12 protein-coding genes and 1 other annotated feature are annotated in these 15,650 nt (G+C 38.3%); of the genes, 7 read left to right on the top strand and 5 right to left on the bottom strand.

Translation table 11 applies throughout. The annotated features are described in order from the left end of the window. Positions 1-44: 44 nt before the first annotated feature. Positions 45-359 carry a putative quinol monooxygenase gene (locus tag GILLI_RS16940; RefSeq protein ID WP_006990350.1) on the bottom strand — a complete coding sequence of 105 codons (315 nt, stop codon included), beginning with the start codon at positions 357-359 and terminating at the stop codon, positions 45-47. Between the two features lies 1 nt (position 360). Next, entirely contained in the window at positions 361-1,191 is an 831-nt protein-coding gene (locus GILLI_RS16945; RefSeq protein WP_006990351.1) for an SAM hydrolase/SAM-dependent halogenase family protein, read from the bottom strand. Between the two features lie 208 nt (positions 1,192-1,399). Here GILLI_RS16945 and GILLI_RS16950 point away from each other — a divergent pair, with 208 nt between their 5' ends. Continuing rightward, complete coding sequence (locus GILLI_RS16950) at positions 1,400-2,353, top strand: PhoH family protein (RefSeq protein ID WP_006990352.1); 954 nt, start codon at positions 1,400-1,402, stop codon at positions 2,351-2,353. Positions 2,354-2,497: 144 nt separating this feature from the next. Further along, on the top strand, positions 2,498-3,454 hold the full coding sequence (locus GILLI_RS16955) for a phosphoribosylaminoimidazolesuccinocarboxamide synthase (protein ID WP_006990353.1): 957 nt from the start codon (positions 2,498-2,500) through the stop codon (positions 3,452-3,454). Between the two features lie 6 nt (positions 3,455-3,460). On the opposite strand, the gene GILLI_RS16960 is transcribed toward GILLI_RS16955, so the two are convergent. Beyond that, entirely contained in the window at positions 3,461-4,231 is a 771-nt protein-coding gene (locus tag GILLI_RS16960) for a glycoside hydrolase family 16 protein (RefSeq protein WP_006990354.1), read from the bottom strand. A gap of 132 nt (positions 4,232-4,363) precedes the next feature. On the opposite strand from GILLI_RS16960, the gene acs reads away from it, so the two are divergent. The 4 genes from acs (at position 4,364) to GILLI_RS16980 (ending at position 11,298) form a co-directional block, all read left to right on the top strand. After that, complete coding sequence (gene acs / locus GILLI_RS16965; RefSeq protein ID WP_006990355.1) at positions 4,364-6,289, top strand: acetate--CoA ligase; 1,926 nt, start codon at positions 4,364-4,366, stop codon at positions 6,287-6,289. 93 nt (positions 6,290-6,382) lie between these two features. Then, complete coding sequence (locus GILLI_RS16970; protein ID WP_006990356.1) at positions 6,383-9,142, top strand: TonB-dependent receptor; 2,760 nt, start codon at positions 6,383-6,385, stop codon at positions 9,140-9,142. A gap of 59 nt (positions 9,143-9,201) precedes the next feature. After that, complete coding sequence (locus GILLI_RS16975) at positions 9,202-10,770, top strand: SGNH/GDSL hydrolase family protein (RefSeq protein ID WP_006990357.1); 1,569 nt, start codon at positions 9,202-9,204, stop codon at positions 10,768-10,770. A 144-nt stretch (positions 10,771-10,914) separates the two neighbouring features. Next, positions 10,915-11,298: a hypothetical protein gene (locus tag GILLI_RS16980; protein WP_040506737.1), complete on the top strand. Its 384-nt coding sequence runs from the start codon at positions 10,915-10,917 to the stop codon at positions 11,296-11,298. Between the two features lie 24 nt (positions 11,299-11,322). Here the strand turns inward: GILLI_RS16980 and GILLI_RS16985 are convergent, their stop codons facing one another. Together GILLI_RS16985 and GILLI_RS16990 are read right to left on the bottom strand one after the other, a co-directional pair. Then, positions 11,323-12,426, bottom strand: coding sequence for a DNA topoisomerase IB (locus GILLI_RS16985; RefSeq protein WP_006990358.1), 1,104 nt, complete (start codon positions 12,424-12,426; stop codon positions 11,323-11,325). A gap of 122 nt (positions 12,427-12,548) precedes the next feature. Beyond that, positions 12,549-13,637: a M42 family metallopeptidase gene (locus GILLI_RS16990; RefSeq protein WP_006990359.1), complete on the bottom strand. Its 1,089-nt coding sequence runs from the start codon at positions 13,635-13,637 to the stop codon at positions 12,549-12,551. 199 nt (positions 13,638-13,836) lie between these two features. Here GILLI_RS16990 and GILLI_RS16995 point away from each other — a divergent pair, with 199 nt between their 5' ends. Next, positions 13,837-14,514 (top strand): DUF4294 domain-containing protein, encoded by a 678-nt coding sequence (locus GILLI_RS16995; RefSeq protein WP_006990360.1) that lies wholly within the window; start codon positions 13,837-13,839, stop codon positions 14,512-14,514. 997 nt (positions 14,515-15,511) lie between these two features. Further along, positions 15,512-15,632: a sequence feature (16S ribosomal RNA rRNA prediction is too short), on the top strand. Positions 15,633-15,650 lie beyond the last annotated feature (18 nt).

Genomic DNA, 15,650 nt, shown 5'->3' on the forward strand with positions numbered 1-15,650 from the left:
CTGGATTAAGTTTAAAGTTCAAAGTTTCGGATTTCAAAAAAAAATTATAGCGCAGGCTTTTTATTTTGTGCTTCAGCTATTTTATTAACACTCCAGGCTTCCGGTTTTTGGTTGAAATAGAGCTTGGTATTTGCCCATAACCCCTTAAAAAGATTAGAATTCCTGTAGTTTTCCAGCGCCTCCTCATCTTCCCAGTAACTATACGTAAAAAACTGATTTGTATTGTTTTTATCCCTGTAAAGTTCCAGAAATTGACATCCTTCAAAATTCCTGATCTTAGCTTTATTCGCTTCAAAATTTTCTAAAAAGGCATCTATATTTTCAGGGTTAAAACCCATTTTTACGATTCTAATAAACATTTCATTCAAATTTTATGGTGATAGTATCCCTTAATTCCAATCCAAATAGGGTGGAAGCACTTCCTACAGTACTGGGATTGCTTTTGTAAATGGCTAACTCAATATAATTGGCTGAATTGAAAATAGCCAGTTTTTTACCATCTTCTTCGCGTTTTTCCTTTTCTACCTTAAAGTTAATAGCATCGCTATAGGTTTCAAAAATTTCTGTAAACCTTGCAGTGCGGGCCGTAATGGTATAGGAACGGCCTTTTCCGGTATTGTCAAATAGTTTGCGTGAAATATTGGTAACTACATTCCCGTAGTTGTCAATATACAAAACATGGCCAATGATCTGGTTTTTATCAACATTTAGAGAAGGTTCTACTTCTTTTAAATATTTAAGGTTCTCAATGGTTTTTCCAACCACTTCCAAAGTTCCGCCGCGGGCTAGGTGACAGGCAACCCTTACAAAAACATCCAACACTGGAAAATTTGTTTCAACGGTATTATGAATATTGATCTCTACGATCTTATCGGGTTTTATTTCTGAAGCGATTAAAGAAAGAATGCCATTATTGGCACAAATAAAATAATGTCCATCCAATAAAACTGCAAGATGTTTATTTTCTGGTGTGAGTTCAGAATCAATTCCTATGATATGGATACTGCCTTTAGGGAAACATTTGTAAGCGTTTTTAATTATATAAGAAGCCTCCGTAATATGAAAAGGCGAAACAGAATGCGAAATATCCACAATTCTAACATCTTCTATTTCAGAATAAATAGTTCCTTTAACGGCTCCTACAAAGTGATCTTTCTCCCCAAAATCGGTCGTTAAAGTGATGATGGCCATAGGCGATTATTAATAATTTTTGAGGTTGGTAAGTTGTTATTTTATGTAAGTTTGTACTACAGGCGAAGATAAATTTATTTCCTCCTTTCCTGTCACATTTAATAGAAATTTATACCAATTGGTTAATAACAAAATTAGAATTTGTAGCAGGTTTAAACAAATTTAATATCTTTAAGAAAAGAAAAATTAATTCTAAACCAAACTCCTTTTGAACGAAATCATCATTGAACTTTCCGAAATTAGCCCGCGAGAATTTTTTGGGCAACAAAATGAAAACATAGAACTTCTTAAGAAGTATTTTCCAAAACTAAAGATCGTAGCCAGGGGTAACAGGATTACTGCATATGGGGATGAAGAATTGCTGGAAGAATTTGACCGGCGGTTTAATATGATTCTGGATCATTTTGCCAAATACAATAAGCTGGATGAAAATATGATTGAACGGGTTTTGAGCAGCGACAAAAAGGAGGATTATTCCACCTCTGTACAAAGCGGGGAAATCCTTGTTCATGGGGTAGGAGGTAAAGCTATAAAAGCGCAAACTGCTAATCAGCGCAAGTTGGTGGAATTGATGAGTAAAAATGATATGGTATTTGCCATAGGACCTGCAGGAACAGGAAAAACTTATACCGCAGTTGCCCTTGCGGTTAAAGCATTGAAGGAAAAACAGGTAAAAAGAATTATTTTAACCAGGCCAGCTGTGGAAGCAGGTGAAAATCTGGGGTTTTTACCCGGGGATCTTAAAGAAAAACTGGATCCATATATGCAACCTTTATATGATGCTTTACGGGATATGATCCCTCATGAAAAACTGGAGCTGTATATTGAAAAAGGAGTGATACAAATTGCCCCTTTAGCTTTTATGAGAGGACGTACTTTAGATAACGCCTTTGTTATCCTCGATGAAGGACAAAATACCACGCATTCCCAAATGAAGATGTTCCTTACCAGAATGGGGAAAAGTGCCAAATTTATAATTAATGGGGATCCCGGACAAATAGATTTGCCAAGACGTGTTATTTCAGGTTTAAAAGAGGCTTTGTTGGTTCTTAAAGATGTTGAAGGAATTGGAGTGGTTTACCTGGATGACAAGGATGTGATACGTCACAAGCTTGTGAAAAGTATAATTTCTGCATATAAGGAAATTGAGCACGCAGATTAATATAGACCAATAGCTTCTAAAAAAACTATAAAATTTCAGAAAGAGAAGATTTTTAATTTTCAGACCTACATTTCGATCATTCCTTTAGAGAAACTTATTAGGTAATTAAACCCACTGTATGGATTAAAAATAATATTGAAAAAAATGAAAAATACTATTACAGATACCAATTTTAATTTTCCCGGACAAAAATCGGTATATAAAGGAAAAGTAAGAGAGGTATATGAACTTGAAGACGATGTGCTGGTGATGATAGCAACCGACAGGTTATCTGCTTTTGATGTGGTGATGCCAAAGGGAATCCCGTTTAAGGGACAAATCCTTAACCAGATTGCCACCAAAATGATGGATGAAACCAAAGACATTGTTCCAAACTGGTTAAAGGCAGCTCCGGATCCCAATGTGGCAATAGGAATAAAATGCGAGCCTTTTAAGGTTGAAATGGTTATCCGCGGATATATGTCCGGCCACGCAGCCAGGGAATATAAACTGGGAAAGAGAATATTGTGTGGGGTTCCAATGCCGGAAGGGATGAAGGAGAATGATAAATTCCCGGAACCAATTATCACTCCAGCAACCAAGGCTGAAATGGGGGACCATGATGAAGATATCTCCAGAGAGCATATTTTAAAGCGCGGAATCGTTTCTGAAGCAGATTACAGTATTTTGGAAGATTATACCAGGAAACTATTTAAAAGGGGAACAGAAATCGCAGCCCGGCGAGGATTGATATTAGTGGATACAAAATATGAATTCGGTAAAACCCCGGATGGTAAGATTGTGCTCATCGATGAAATTCATACCCCGGATTCTTCAAGGTATTTTTATGCCGAAGGTTATAAGGAACGTCAGGAAAAGGGAGAAACTCAAAAACAACTTTCCAAGGAGTTTGTAAGACAATGGCTTATAGAAAAAGGTTTTCAAGGATTGGAAGGTCAAAAAGCACCCGTGATGAGCGACGATTATATACATACTGTTTCAGAACGATATATTGAATTATATGAAAATATCACCGGTACACCTTTTGTCAAAGCCGATGTCACAAATATAGAAGACCGGATTGAGAGAAATATAACAGATTATTTAAAGTCACAAGCATAGATACTTTTATTCTTTAAGCTGATAAAAGCGCACATAATCCACATAAAACCGGGCCGGGAAGATAGTATCATCTATTTCTCCGGCCCATTTTCCTCCAAGTGCTAAGTTCAGGACCAAATAAAATGGTTTTCTGAAGATGTTTTTTCTTCCCCACCGGTTCGCATCATCAACCTCAAAATGGTGATACTTAATATCGTCAACAAAGAAATCTATTTGAGCACCGTCCCATTCTATACTATAGGTATGAAACCCATCTTTTGAAGGCGGTAGTAAGAAATTCTGGGATGCCGAATTCATTTTAATATTATCGGTTTCCGGATAATGGATCGTCCCGTGAACCTCTCCAGGGGCCTTACCAACATACTCCATAATGTCTATTTCTCCGCAGGCAGGAAACCCGTCTATATGATGATTTATACCAAGCATCCATATAGCGGGCCAGGTACCTTGACCTTCCGGAAGTTTTGCGCGAACTTCAATACGGCCATATCTAAAATGTTTTTTGTTCAACGTGTTTATTCTGGCGGAGGTATAATCAGCATTGCCATAATCCTCTTTATAAGCTTCAAGGATGAGGTTTCCGTCTTCAATTCTGGCATTTTTGGTTCTTCCTGTGTAAAACTGCGCTTCATTGTTTTTGGCAAAGCCTTTTTCAAAATTCCAAACTTCAGTATTTAATTGTGATCCGTTAAATTCTTCAGACCATTTGAGTTCGTATTTTTGAGAGAAAAGCATCGCGGGAATTAAAAGGAAAATAATAATTTGAAATAAGTTCATCAACCAGAAATTTAAACGATCACGGGTCTAAAATTATACCAATAAAGCAATTTGAGTATTTTTTCTTAAAAAAAAGGATTTTAAACATCCGCTTTTTTTGCTATTCGATTTTGCTTTATATATTTTTAGTGAATGAAAAACATACAAATAAAGACTTTTGCGGAATATAAGAAAGCATATAAAGAAAGTGTTGAAAACCCGGAAGTTTTTTGGGATAAGATTGCAGGAGAATTTCTTTGGAAAAAGAAATGGGATAAAACCCTGGAATGGGATTTTAACAAGCCTGAAATAAAATGGTTTCCGGGAGGAAAACTCAATATTACCGAAAATTGCCTGGATCGTCACCTGGAAACCATTGGTAATAAAACCGCCATCATTTGGGAGCCCAATGATCCTGATGAAGAATCCAGATACATTTCCTACAAGCAATTATTTGTAAAGGTTTCTCATTTCGCCAATGTCTTAAAGAATAATGGAATAAAAAAAGGGGATCGGGTTTGTCTATATATGCCTATGATCCCGGAATTGGCAATTGCAATGCTGGCTTGTGCCAGAATTGGTGCGGTACATTCCATTGTATTTGCAGGTTTTTCAAGTACCGCAATCGCAAACAGGATAAATGATTCTAATTGTAAAATGCTAATTACCGCAAATCAGGTTTATAGAGGCTCAAAACCGGTAAACCTAAAAGAGATTTGTGATGAAGCGCTGGAAAAGACGCCATCTATAGAAACAGTAATTGTCTATCGAAGAACTGTAGAAAATACCCCTATGAAAGCTGGTAGGGATAAATTTTGGTTTGATGAATTGGAAAAAGCTGAAAAAGAATGCCCGGCAGAGGAAATGGATGCAGAGGACCTTCTCTTTATATTGTACACCTCCGGATCTACAGGGAAGCCTAAAGGTATGGTGCATACTACCGGGGGCTATATGGTTGGGACAACTTATACTTTCACCAATGTTTTTCAATACAATGCCGAAACTCCAAAGTCTTCTGATGTATATTGGTGCACTGCAGATATTGGCTGGATTACAGGCCATTCTTATATCATCTATGGTCCCCTTGCAGCAGGAGCAACTACAGTGATGTTTGAGGGAATACCAAGTTTTCCCGATTCTGGCAGATTTTGGGAAATTGTAGAAAAATTAAAAGTCACTCATTTTTATACGGCTCCTACTGCAATAAGATCGCTGGCAAAGCACCCTATAAGTTTTGTTGAAAAACATGACCTTTCTTCCTTAAAAGTTTTAGGATCTGTGGGAGAACCTATTAATGAGGAAGCCTGGCACTGGTATAATGATAATATTGGCAAGGGTAATTGTCCCATTGTAGATACCTGGTGGCAAACCGAAACAGGAGCTATAATGATCTCTCCACTTGCAGGAATTACCCCTACCAGGCCTACTTTTGCAACGCTTCCTTTACCCGGGGTACAACCGGCATTGATGGATGAAAATGGAGAAGAAATAACCAATGTTCATGAGAAAGCTGACGGAAGGCTGGCGATTAAATTTCCATGGCCTTCTATGGCCCGAACAATTTATGGAGATCATGAGCGGTTTAAACAGGTATATTTTTCTGCTTACAAAAACATGTATTTCACAGGAGATGGTGCATATAGGGATGCAACTGGGAATTATAGAATAACCGGCAGGGTGGATGATGTTGTAATTGTTTCTGGTCATAACCTGGGAACTGCTCCAATTGAAAATGCTATAAATGAACATCCTAAAGTAGCAGAAAGTGCAGTGGTTGGGTATCCCCATGATGTCAAAGGAAATGCATTATATGCCTATGTGATCTTGTATGATGATGTTGAACCTTCTGATGGGTTAAAAGAGGAAATAAAAAAGGAGGTTTCAAAAATTATTGGACCCATCGCGAAACCCGATAAAATACAATTCGTAAACAGTCTTCCAAAAACCAGAAGTGGTAAAATAATGAGAAGGATCTTAAGAAAAATCGCTTCTAATGATACTTCAAATTTAGGAGATACGTCCACTTTGTTAAATCCTGAAGTTGTAGACAGTATAATAAAGGATTCTAAAAATATTTAATTATTATTGGGAGGTAGCAAAAAAACACTGTTAAATTAAGTTAATAATTGATAAATAGCATATATTGGTTGTGTGTAACCAATATAACAAATTATGAAAATCCCTCTGGCTTTATTGTTTTTTCTCTTTTTTATTACTTCCTATTCTCAAACCACCATTTCAGGAAATGTTGTAGATAAGGATAATGTTCCTGTTTTAGGCGTAAACGTTTTAGTGCTTGGAACTTCGGTTGGAACAGTTACCGACTTTGATGGTAAATTTAATTTACGGGTAGAACAGACACCTCCTTTTACCATAGAGATTAGTAATGTGGGGTATGAAACCCAAACAGTACGAATTACCTCAGTAAATCAAGAGGTTAATGTTACCATGGTGGAGGGAACCTCCCTGGATGAGATTGTAGTTTCGGCCTCCAGAACTCCCGAGCGTATTTTTGAATCTCCGGTTACCGTAGAGCGTTTCGGATTAAAAGAAATAAGGAATACTACAGCAGCCTCTTTTTATGCGGGGCTTGAAAATTTAAAAGGAGTTGATGTAAATACCAGCAGTTTGACATTTCAATCTGTAAACACCAGGGGATTTGCAACTTTTGCAAACACGCGTTTTGTACAGCTGGTAGACGGGATGGATAATTCCTCTCCGGCATTGAACTTTGTTTTAGGAAACCTTCTTGGGATGACAGAACTGGATGTTCGCAGTATTGAATTACTTCCCGGAGCATCTTCTGCACTATACGGTGCCAATGCTTTTAACGGGATCCTGTTTATGCAAAGTAAAAACCCATTTGATTTCCCGGGGATTAGCGCATATTACAAGCAGGGATTAACCTCACAGGACGCCGCCGGTACCAATCCGTTTTACGATTTGGGAATTAGAGCGGCACATAAATTTTCAGATAAGCTGGCAGCAAAAGTCAATTTCGCCTATTTTCAGGGAACAGATTGGCATGCGGTGAGTGAGGAAGATGTGTTATTACCAGGAAGAGATAGAAGCCACCCAAACTATGACGGTTTGAATATTTACGGAGATGAAGTTTCTACAAACATTCGCGGAGTTGGCCAGGCACTGGTAAGTCTTGGTAGAATTCCTGCAGGAGCAGAGAACCTGCTGCCAAATGCTTCGGTAAGCCGTACCGGATATTTGGAACCTGCATTGACCGATTATAATGCTGAAAGTATTAAGCTTGATGCTGCTATTCATTACCGGCCCTTTGCCGATGATCTGGAAATTAGCTATGTTGGAAAAGCAGGTTGGGGATCTACGATCTACCAGGGTTTAAACCGATATGCCCTTAAAGATTTCTTTTTACAACAGCACAAGATCGAGGTTCAAAATGCGAACTTTTTTGTAAGAGGTTACATTACCGATGAGGATGCAGGGGATTCTTATGATACCCGTTTTACAGCTATTAACATTAACAGGACATGGAAATCAGATCAGCAATGGTTTGGAGAATATGCAGGTGCATTTATCACTAGCACACTACAGGGCGCAGGAACAGAGCAGGCTCATGCCATTGCAAGACAAACTGCAGATACAGGTCGTTTGGAACCTGGATCTACCGAGTTCCAAAATGCATTTAACGAAGTTACCACAGATCCTGACCTGGCAACTGGATCTCAGTTCAAAGATGCTTCACAGCTACGTCATGCAGATGCTAATTATAATTTCACTCATTTAACTGAAGATATAGCCGAAATCCAGGTTGGCGGATCTTACAGACAATATAGATTAAATTCTTTCGGAACAATTTTTACCGATTATGACGGACCAATTTCCTATTCAGAATATGGAATTTATACCCAGCTTCAGAAGAAACTATTAGAGGAAAGGTTAAAGCTTACCGGATCTATTCGTTATGATAAATCTGAACTTTTTGAGGGTAATTTTTCTCCAAGACTATCTTTGGCATATACTGCGGGAGTATCTAGAAGCCACAACTTTAGAGCTTCTGTACAAACAGGTTTTAGATACCCTACCACTCAGGATCTTTTTATTGGCCTTGATGCCGGTAGAGCAATACTTGTAGGATCTGCGGAAGCAAACCTGGACAGGTACGTAAGGACTTTTCCCCTTAGCGGAGCAGGAGCTGCGGTAACCGGAAGCCCAACTGCTACGATTACGGGTAGAGCTGCTTATGAAAATTCTTTTTCATTGAACTCTGTTCAAAGTGGCGCTCCCCAGGCTGCAGATGTTGATATTGTAAAGCCGGAGCAGGTAACTGCTTATGAAGTAGGATACCGTGGCCGTGCAGGTAGATTTATTGTAGATCTTAATGCTTATTATAACGGGTATAAAGATTTTATCTCCAATGAAACCGTTTTGGTACCGTTATATGGTACTGTGGGAGACAACGCCCAATCTTTATTAGCCTTACAGCAAGGAGATTTCAAAGCCTTTCAAACCTATACGAATTCCCCTGCCGATGTGAAATCTTTTGGAGGTTCAATAGGAATAACCACTAAGGTGTTTGGAAACTATGATCTTGACGGGAATTATACGTATGCCGAACAGGATTTTGATCAATCTTCAGCACCCGATTTCAGGACCGCTTTCAACACGCCAAAGCACAAAGTGAAATTCTCTTTTGGGAATACTGAAGTTTATGAAAACCTGGGATTCAATATAAACTACAGGTGGAGTGATGCTTATTTCTGGCAAGCTACTTTTGCTGATGGTAAGGTCCCTTCCTTTTCTGTTTTTGATGCACAGGTTAATTACAAATTGCCTTCTATTAATTCTATGCTCAAGTTGGGAGCAACCAATTTAGGTGGAAAAGAATACTACACTGCTTATGGAACAGGTTTAATAGGCCAGCAATATTATCTTTCATTAACCTTTAACAATTTTTAATCTTATTCTGGAAGTTTAGCAATTGCCGAAACAATTTGAAAATCAAAAAACTTAAACAAATGAAAATATATAATTATAAATGGATACTCCTGCTCCTTGCAGCAATGTTTGTAGGATGTAGTTCAGATGACGACAATGGGAATGTTGTAATTGAGGAAGAGATAACATCGGGAACGGCGGATTTCACTAACTATGTTGCTTTAGGAAACAGTTTAACGGCTGGGTTTACTGATGGAGCTTTATTTATGGCAGGCCAGCAAAATTCCATACCTAGCATTCTGGCTTCTCGTTTTGCTTTGGCCGGAGGTGGAGAATTCACCCAACCTATGATGAATGATAATATTGGAGGCCTTTTGCTTCAAGGCAACGTGATCCAGGAGCCAAGATTGATCTTCAATGGTGCGGCACCTGTGCGGATATCTGCCACCCCAACTACAGAAATAACCAACAAGTTGTCCGGTCCTTTTAATAATATGGGTATTCCAGGAGCTAAAAGCTTCCATTTGCTTGCACCGGGTTATGGAAATGTAGCCGGGGTGGCTACCGGCCAGGCAAATCCATATTTCGTTAGATTTGCCAGCGCACCTGGTACTACCGTTCTGTCAGATGCCCTGGCTCAAGATCCAACTTTTTTCTCCCTTTGGTTAGGTAATAACGATGTGCTTTCTTTCGCAACAAGTGGAGGAGATGGTGTTGACCAAAAAGGGAACTTTGATCCATCTACCTATAACTCGAATGATATTACAGATCCTAACGTTTTTGCTCAAACCTATAGTGGGATCCTAGCAGCATTAATTGCAAACGGTGCAAAAGGAGTTGTTGCAAATATTCCTAACGTGATTAAAATTCCTTACTTTACAACTGTCCCTTTTAAACCTTTAAGTCCGGCTAATCCGGCTTTTGGCGCACAAATCCCCACGCTTAACGCCACTTTTGCAGGTTTAAACCAGGTTTTTGCTGCTTTAGGTGTGCCCGAGCGTTCGATTGTTTTTTCTACAACGGCTGCAAGTGCAGTGGTTATTACGGATGAAAGCCTTACAAATCTTTCTGCCCAAATTGCAGGAGCTCTGCAACAAGGTGGTCTTGATGCAGGCACCGCACAGCTGTTTGGTATGTTATATGGCCAGGCAAGACAGGCAACTGACCAAGATCTTTTGGTATTACCAAGTTCCTCTATTATTGGCCAGTCAAATATGGATGCTTTTAATATGCTGGTGGGGATGGGAGTACCCCAGGCCACGGTAGGACAACTTTCAATTAATGGTGTCACTTTTCCCCTTGCAGACAAGTGGGTATTGATACCATCAGAACAGCAGGCTGTAATCCAGGCTACAACAGCATTTAATCAAACAATAAAAGCTGCTGCTGAAGCCAACGGTTTAGCATTTGTAGATGTAAATGCTGTCCTGAATCAGGTTGCAGATACCGGAGTTAATTTTGATGAATTTTCATTAAATGCAAGGCTTGTTTTTGGAGGAGCATTCTCTTTAGATGGAGTTCATCCTACGGCCAGAGGTTATGCCTTCATTACCAACAAGTTCCTGGAAGCAATAAATACAACTTATGGGGCGAATTTACCTAAAGTAAAAGCAGCAAATTACAATACATTGTATCCTTCTTCCTTTTAAGAATTTATCATAATAGATATGGACCCACTTCTTTAAGGAGTGGGTTTTTTATTTTAATCTAAAGGTTGGGGAAATTATAAGTGGTAAATAAAATTTAGTTCAGGACCAGTATTTTTTCTTTCGGAAGTATTTCATGTAAAATGTTTGATTTCCCAGCCCAAAGAGTCACTTATTGCACCTGTATTTCGTAATCACGAATCATATTTACCTGCTAAGTCTGCGGGTCAATTAGCTTTAAATGGAGTAACATACGCCCTTGAATACAAATGGGTGCTAACTCTGGCAGAACAACAGGAAGTGGTGGAGGCCACAACTACATTTAATCAAAACATCAAATCTGTTAAAGAGGTAAACGGATTTGCTTTTGTAAATGTAAATACAATTCTCAACATCGTGGCTGCCACTCCCGCAGGTTTTTCTTTTGATAAGTTTAATTTAAATGCAAGATTGGTTTTTGGTGGTGCTTTCTCACTAGACGGAATTCATAGAACAGTTAGCGCAAATTCTAACCCCACTTTTTTAAAATAGGTTAGCGCGGATTTCTAATCCGCGCTATCTTTTTTTTTCTTCTTCAGGTTCGTCAAGATTAATTTCATATTCATTTATTAAGTCCAGCATAACTTTTTCTGTACCAGATAAAGTAGCATAGTTCTTGGTATTTTTAGATTTAATCTTTTTAAAATAAGGCTCAATTTTACCGGATTCATAAAGCTGAACAATATGAGGATGAACATAGTATTCCCTGCATACTGTCCTCGTATTTCCTAAACCTTTTGCTGCTGCATCATAAGCCTCCAGAACGGCTTTTTTATTTTCCTTCTCATTTTCCAGATACCCTATCTGATATAGGGTTTCGAAGAAAATTTTGGAAGCAGACCAGGTTCTGAAATCCTTTGCAGAAAAAATATTGCCACTTATTTCCTGTATATATTCATTGATCATGCCGCTATCCACAGATTGCTTATTCCCTTCAGTGTCATAAAACTTGAAAAGTTCCCAACCAGGAATCTCTTCACATTGGTTGACCAGCTTTATAAGTTTTTTGTTTTTTATACTAACCGAATGCTCCTTCCCCTTTTTTCCTACAAATTCAAATTTCATTTTATTTTTAGAGGTTTTAACATGTCGGGCTCTAAGAGTGGATAAACCGTAGGTTTTATTGTTTTTCGCATAGTAGGAATTTCCTATTCTTATATGGGTTTCTTCCATTAAACGTATTACCAGGGCAAGTACCTTTCGCCTGCTCATTTCCGGTTGATCGAGATCTGTATCTACCTTACTCCTGATCCTAGGGAGGGTTTTTCCAAAGACATTCATCTTTAAGAATTTGGTCTGGTTCCGGATCTTTGACCATTGAGGATGATAGATATATTGTTTTCTGTTCTTATCATCTACACCAATTACTTGCAAATGGCTATTTATCAAGGGAGAAATTCGAGTGTTCTTCCAGGCAGGGGGAATCACAATTTTTTTAAAACGCTCCAGTTGTTCAGAATCTTTTATTTTCTCACCCTTAAGAATATAGACATATCCCCGGCCCCTTTTTTGTCTGCTTATGGTAAGTTCACTTTCAGAAAGGTAAACCAGGTTCGCCATTATTGCTGCTTCCGCAGGGTTCTTCATCAGGGATTTTAAAGCATCAGAATCTACTTGCATTTGCTTTTTTTCTAAATATAAATCTTTGAGCGGTAGCTGTCTTATAAAGATTTGTGAAACTTTAAGCATAAAAAAAACGGCTGGAAAATTTTCCAGCCGCTTTAACTCCTTTTGAAGATAGTTTAATCGAAGTAACTAAAAGTTTCTCCTTCTTTTATTTGAAGTAAACTTTCATAAATTAACCGGATAACATTTTCGACATCTGTTTTATGGACCATTTCTACAGTGGTGTGCATATAACGGAGCGGTAAGGAAATAAGTGCAGATGCTACTCCGCCGTTGCTGTAAGCGAAGGCATCCGTGTCTGTTCCGGTGGCTCTGGAAGAAGCGGCACGCTGAAATGGGATTTCATTCTTTTCTGCGGTATCGATCAATAACTCCCTTAATTTATTTTGAATTGCCGGAGCATAGGAAATTACCGGACCTTCGCCAATCTTCGCATACCCATTGGTTTTCTTTTCGATCATCGGGGTAGTGGTATCATGAGTAACATCTGTCACAATGGCTACATTAGGTTTAATGCGCTGGGTGATCATTTCGGCTCCTCTCAAACCTATTTCCTCCTGAACAGAATTTGTGATGTAGAGTCCAAAAGGCAGTTTTTTCTTATTTTCTTTCAGCAGGCGTGCTACCTGAGAGATCATAAAACCTCCCATCCGGTTGTCTAATCCACGGCACACATATTTATTCCCATTCAGAATAAAAAATTCATCGGGATAGGTGATCACGCACCCTACATGTACTCCAAGTTCAAGAACTTCATCTTTATTGCTGCAACCAACATCGATACAAATGTTGTCCATTTTGGGAGGCTGTTCCTTCTCCTTATCGCGGGTATGAATTGCTGGCCATCCAAAAACCCCTTTTACAATCCCTTTTTTGGTGTGAATGTTTACTCTTTTGGAAGCTGCTATTTGATGATCGCTTCCGCCATTCCTTATTACATAGATCAATCCATCATCGGTGATATAATTTACATACCAGGAAATCTCGTCGGCATGACCTTCTATAACTACCTTGAATTTAGCCTTTGGATTTATAATTCCAACGGCTGTTCCATAGGTATCCGTTATAAATTCATCTACGTAAGGCTTTAGATAATCCATCCAAATCTTCTGACCTTCCCATTCATATCCGGTGGGGGAGGCATTGTTGAGATATTTTTCTAAAAATACTATCGATTTTTCATCGAGTAGTTCAACTTTTTTCATTTATGAAAAATTTTAAGTGTGATTTAATAGGTTTTATTCTGAAACAAGAAAAAGCAAGTCTTAGAAATAAGAATTACATTTTAATTTAATCAAAAACATTTTTACGAATTTAAGAAGAATTAAAAGCAGAACAAGGCCAATAATTGTAAATTTGGAATGGTTTTAGTTTATAACAGACAAAATAAAAAATCATATTGCTTTGAGTCGATATTTCACTTATATAATGTTACTTATCTTTTTTAACGTATCCGGTCAGGAAAAAGAGCCTGTACAAGATACTATTGATAAGGAGTATTTCATCGTTTTGGGCGACACCATAATGCGGGAATCCATCAATTTGGATGAAGTGCTGATTTTAAGCAAATTAAAATTCAACTCCGATGATGATAGAAGGCGTTATTTAATTTTAAGGCGAAAAACCAGGAAAGTTTATCCGTACGCCAAACTTGCATCAGAGCGATTGCTTACGCTCAATTCCAGGTTAGATCAAATCAAGTCGAAAAGGGATCAAAAACGATATACCAAGATAGTACAGGATTATATCGAAGAGCAATTTGCTAAAGAACTTAAAAAACTCACGCATACTGAGGGTCAGATTCTGGTGAAACTTATTCATCGGCAAACAGGAATTACCACTTTTGAGTTGATTAAAAATCTGAAGAGCGGATGGCGGGCTTTCTGGTATAATACTACGGCCAGCTTATTTGAAATTTCACTCAAGGAAGAATATCATCCTGAGAGCAATCAGGAAGACTATCTTATAGAGGATATTCTTCAACGGTCTTTCCAGTCAAAGATTCTTGAACCCCAGCCCAGTGCACTAGATTTCAATTTTTCGGAGCTTACCAATAAGTGGACCGCCAGCAACTTAAAATAATTTCGTTATTATATTTTTCCTTCCCCTATGTCTGGGTTGGGTTTGCGCTTAAACTTTAAAAACTTGCGACTCTTTTAGGCTTCGGCTTCTATTCCCTGAGGCAGATTTGGCTTAAAATCCGTTTTCTTCTGAAGGATTTTCTTTGAGTTTTAGAAGTTTTCCTAATCTAATCTCCAGTTGTTCATTGTGTTAAGCGAAGGTTAAATTAATAATAAAAAAAACACCAAATAATGTTTGGTTCAAAGAAATAAAGCGGTGTATATTTGCACCCGCTTAGCAGGGATATCGAAGGGTGCATTTGTTAAGAGAAGTTCATTGAGTGTTGGGATTGCAGTTGAGGCAGGATGGTTTTCATTCTGGTTTAAGGCTAAAAAAAACTTCAAAATAAGTTTGTTGTTTGTCTAAAAAGCGTTGTATATTTGCAGCCGCTTTGGAATTAAGGCGACGTTCATAAGGAGGTTGATTTGATTGCTGTTTTTGGTTTGGATTTCGGGAGAAAAAGGGATCGAAAAAAAACTTAAAAATAAGTTTGGTGGTTAAAGAAAAAGCGTTGTATATTTGCAGCCGCTTACAGAGCAAGCACGTTCACACACACATACTGACAAGAAATCCCGGGTTGGGTACAAATTAGAAGAGGTTCGAGTCCTTTTATTTCAACAAGTACACCGTTATATTTTCCTTTTGGAAAATGCCTGGAAAGGCAGATGGTAAAACGTTCATTGATATATTGAATTGACAGCGCGTTTCAACTCATTCGAGAGGATGAGGAAGAAACCAAAAGAATACGAATTAAGACTAGAAAATAATTTTGAGTTGGCGATGGGTTTTCGGATCTATCGTTATAAAATCGACCTTAGTAATTGTTACATTATTTAAAGATTAACGATGAAGAGTTTGATCCTGGCTCAGGATGAACGCTAGCGGCAGGCTTAACACATGCAAGTCGAGGGGTAACAGGGTGCTTGCACCGCTGACGACCGGCGCACGGGTGCGTAACGCGTATACAATCTACCTTATAGAGGGGAATAGCCCAGAGAAATTTGGATTAATGCCCCATAGTATTATTGAATAGCATTATTTAATAATTAAACATTTATGGCTATAAGATGAGTATGCGTTCTATTAGCTAGATGGTA

The sequence above is a fragment of the Gillisia limnaea DSM 15749 genome (assembly GCF_000243235.1).
Classification (GTDB): domain Bacteria; phylum Bacteroidota; class Bacteroidia; order Flavobacteriales; family Flavobacteriaceae; genus Gillisia; species Gillisia limnaea.

Bases quoted from the DNA above. Each gene is read 5' to 3' on its own strand.
- GILLI_RS16940 (WP_006990350.1), bottom strand. From the start codon at position 359: ATGTTTATTAGAATCGTAAAAATGGGTTTTAACCCTGAAAATATAGAT.
- GILLI_RS16955 (WP_006990353.1), top strand. From the start codon at position 2,498: ATGAAAAATACTATTACAGATACCAATTTTAATTTTCCCGGACAAAAA.
- acs (WP_006990355.1), top strand. From the start codon at position 4,364: ATGAAAAACATACAAATAAAGACTTTTGCGGAATATAAGAAAGCATAT.
- GILLI_RS16985 (WP_006990358.1), bottom strand. From the start codon at position 12,426: ATGCAAGTAGATTCTGATGCTTTAAAATCCCTGATGAAGAACCCTGCG.
- GILLI_RS16960 (WP_006990354.1), bottom strand. From the start codon at position 4,231: ATGAACTTATTTCAAATTATTATTTTCCTTTTAATTCCCGCGATGCTT.
- GILLI_RS16990 (WP_006990359.1), bottom strand. From the start codon at position 13,637: ATGAAAAAAGTTGAACTACTCGATGAAAAATCGATAGTATTTTTAGAA.
- GILLI_RS16975 (WP_006990357.1), top strand. From the start codon at position 9,202: ATGAAAATATATAATTATAAATGGATACTCCTGCTCCTTGCAGCAATG.
- GILLI_RS16970 (WP_006990356.1), top strand. From the start codon at position 6,383: ATGAAAATCCCTCTGGCTTTATTGTTTTTTCTCTTTTTTATTACTTCC.
- GILLI_RS16945 (WP_006990351.1), bottom strand. From the start codon at position 1,191: ATGGCCATCATCACTTTAACGACCGATTTTGGGGAGAAAGATCACTTT.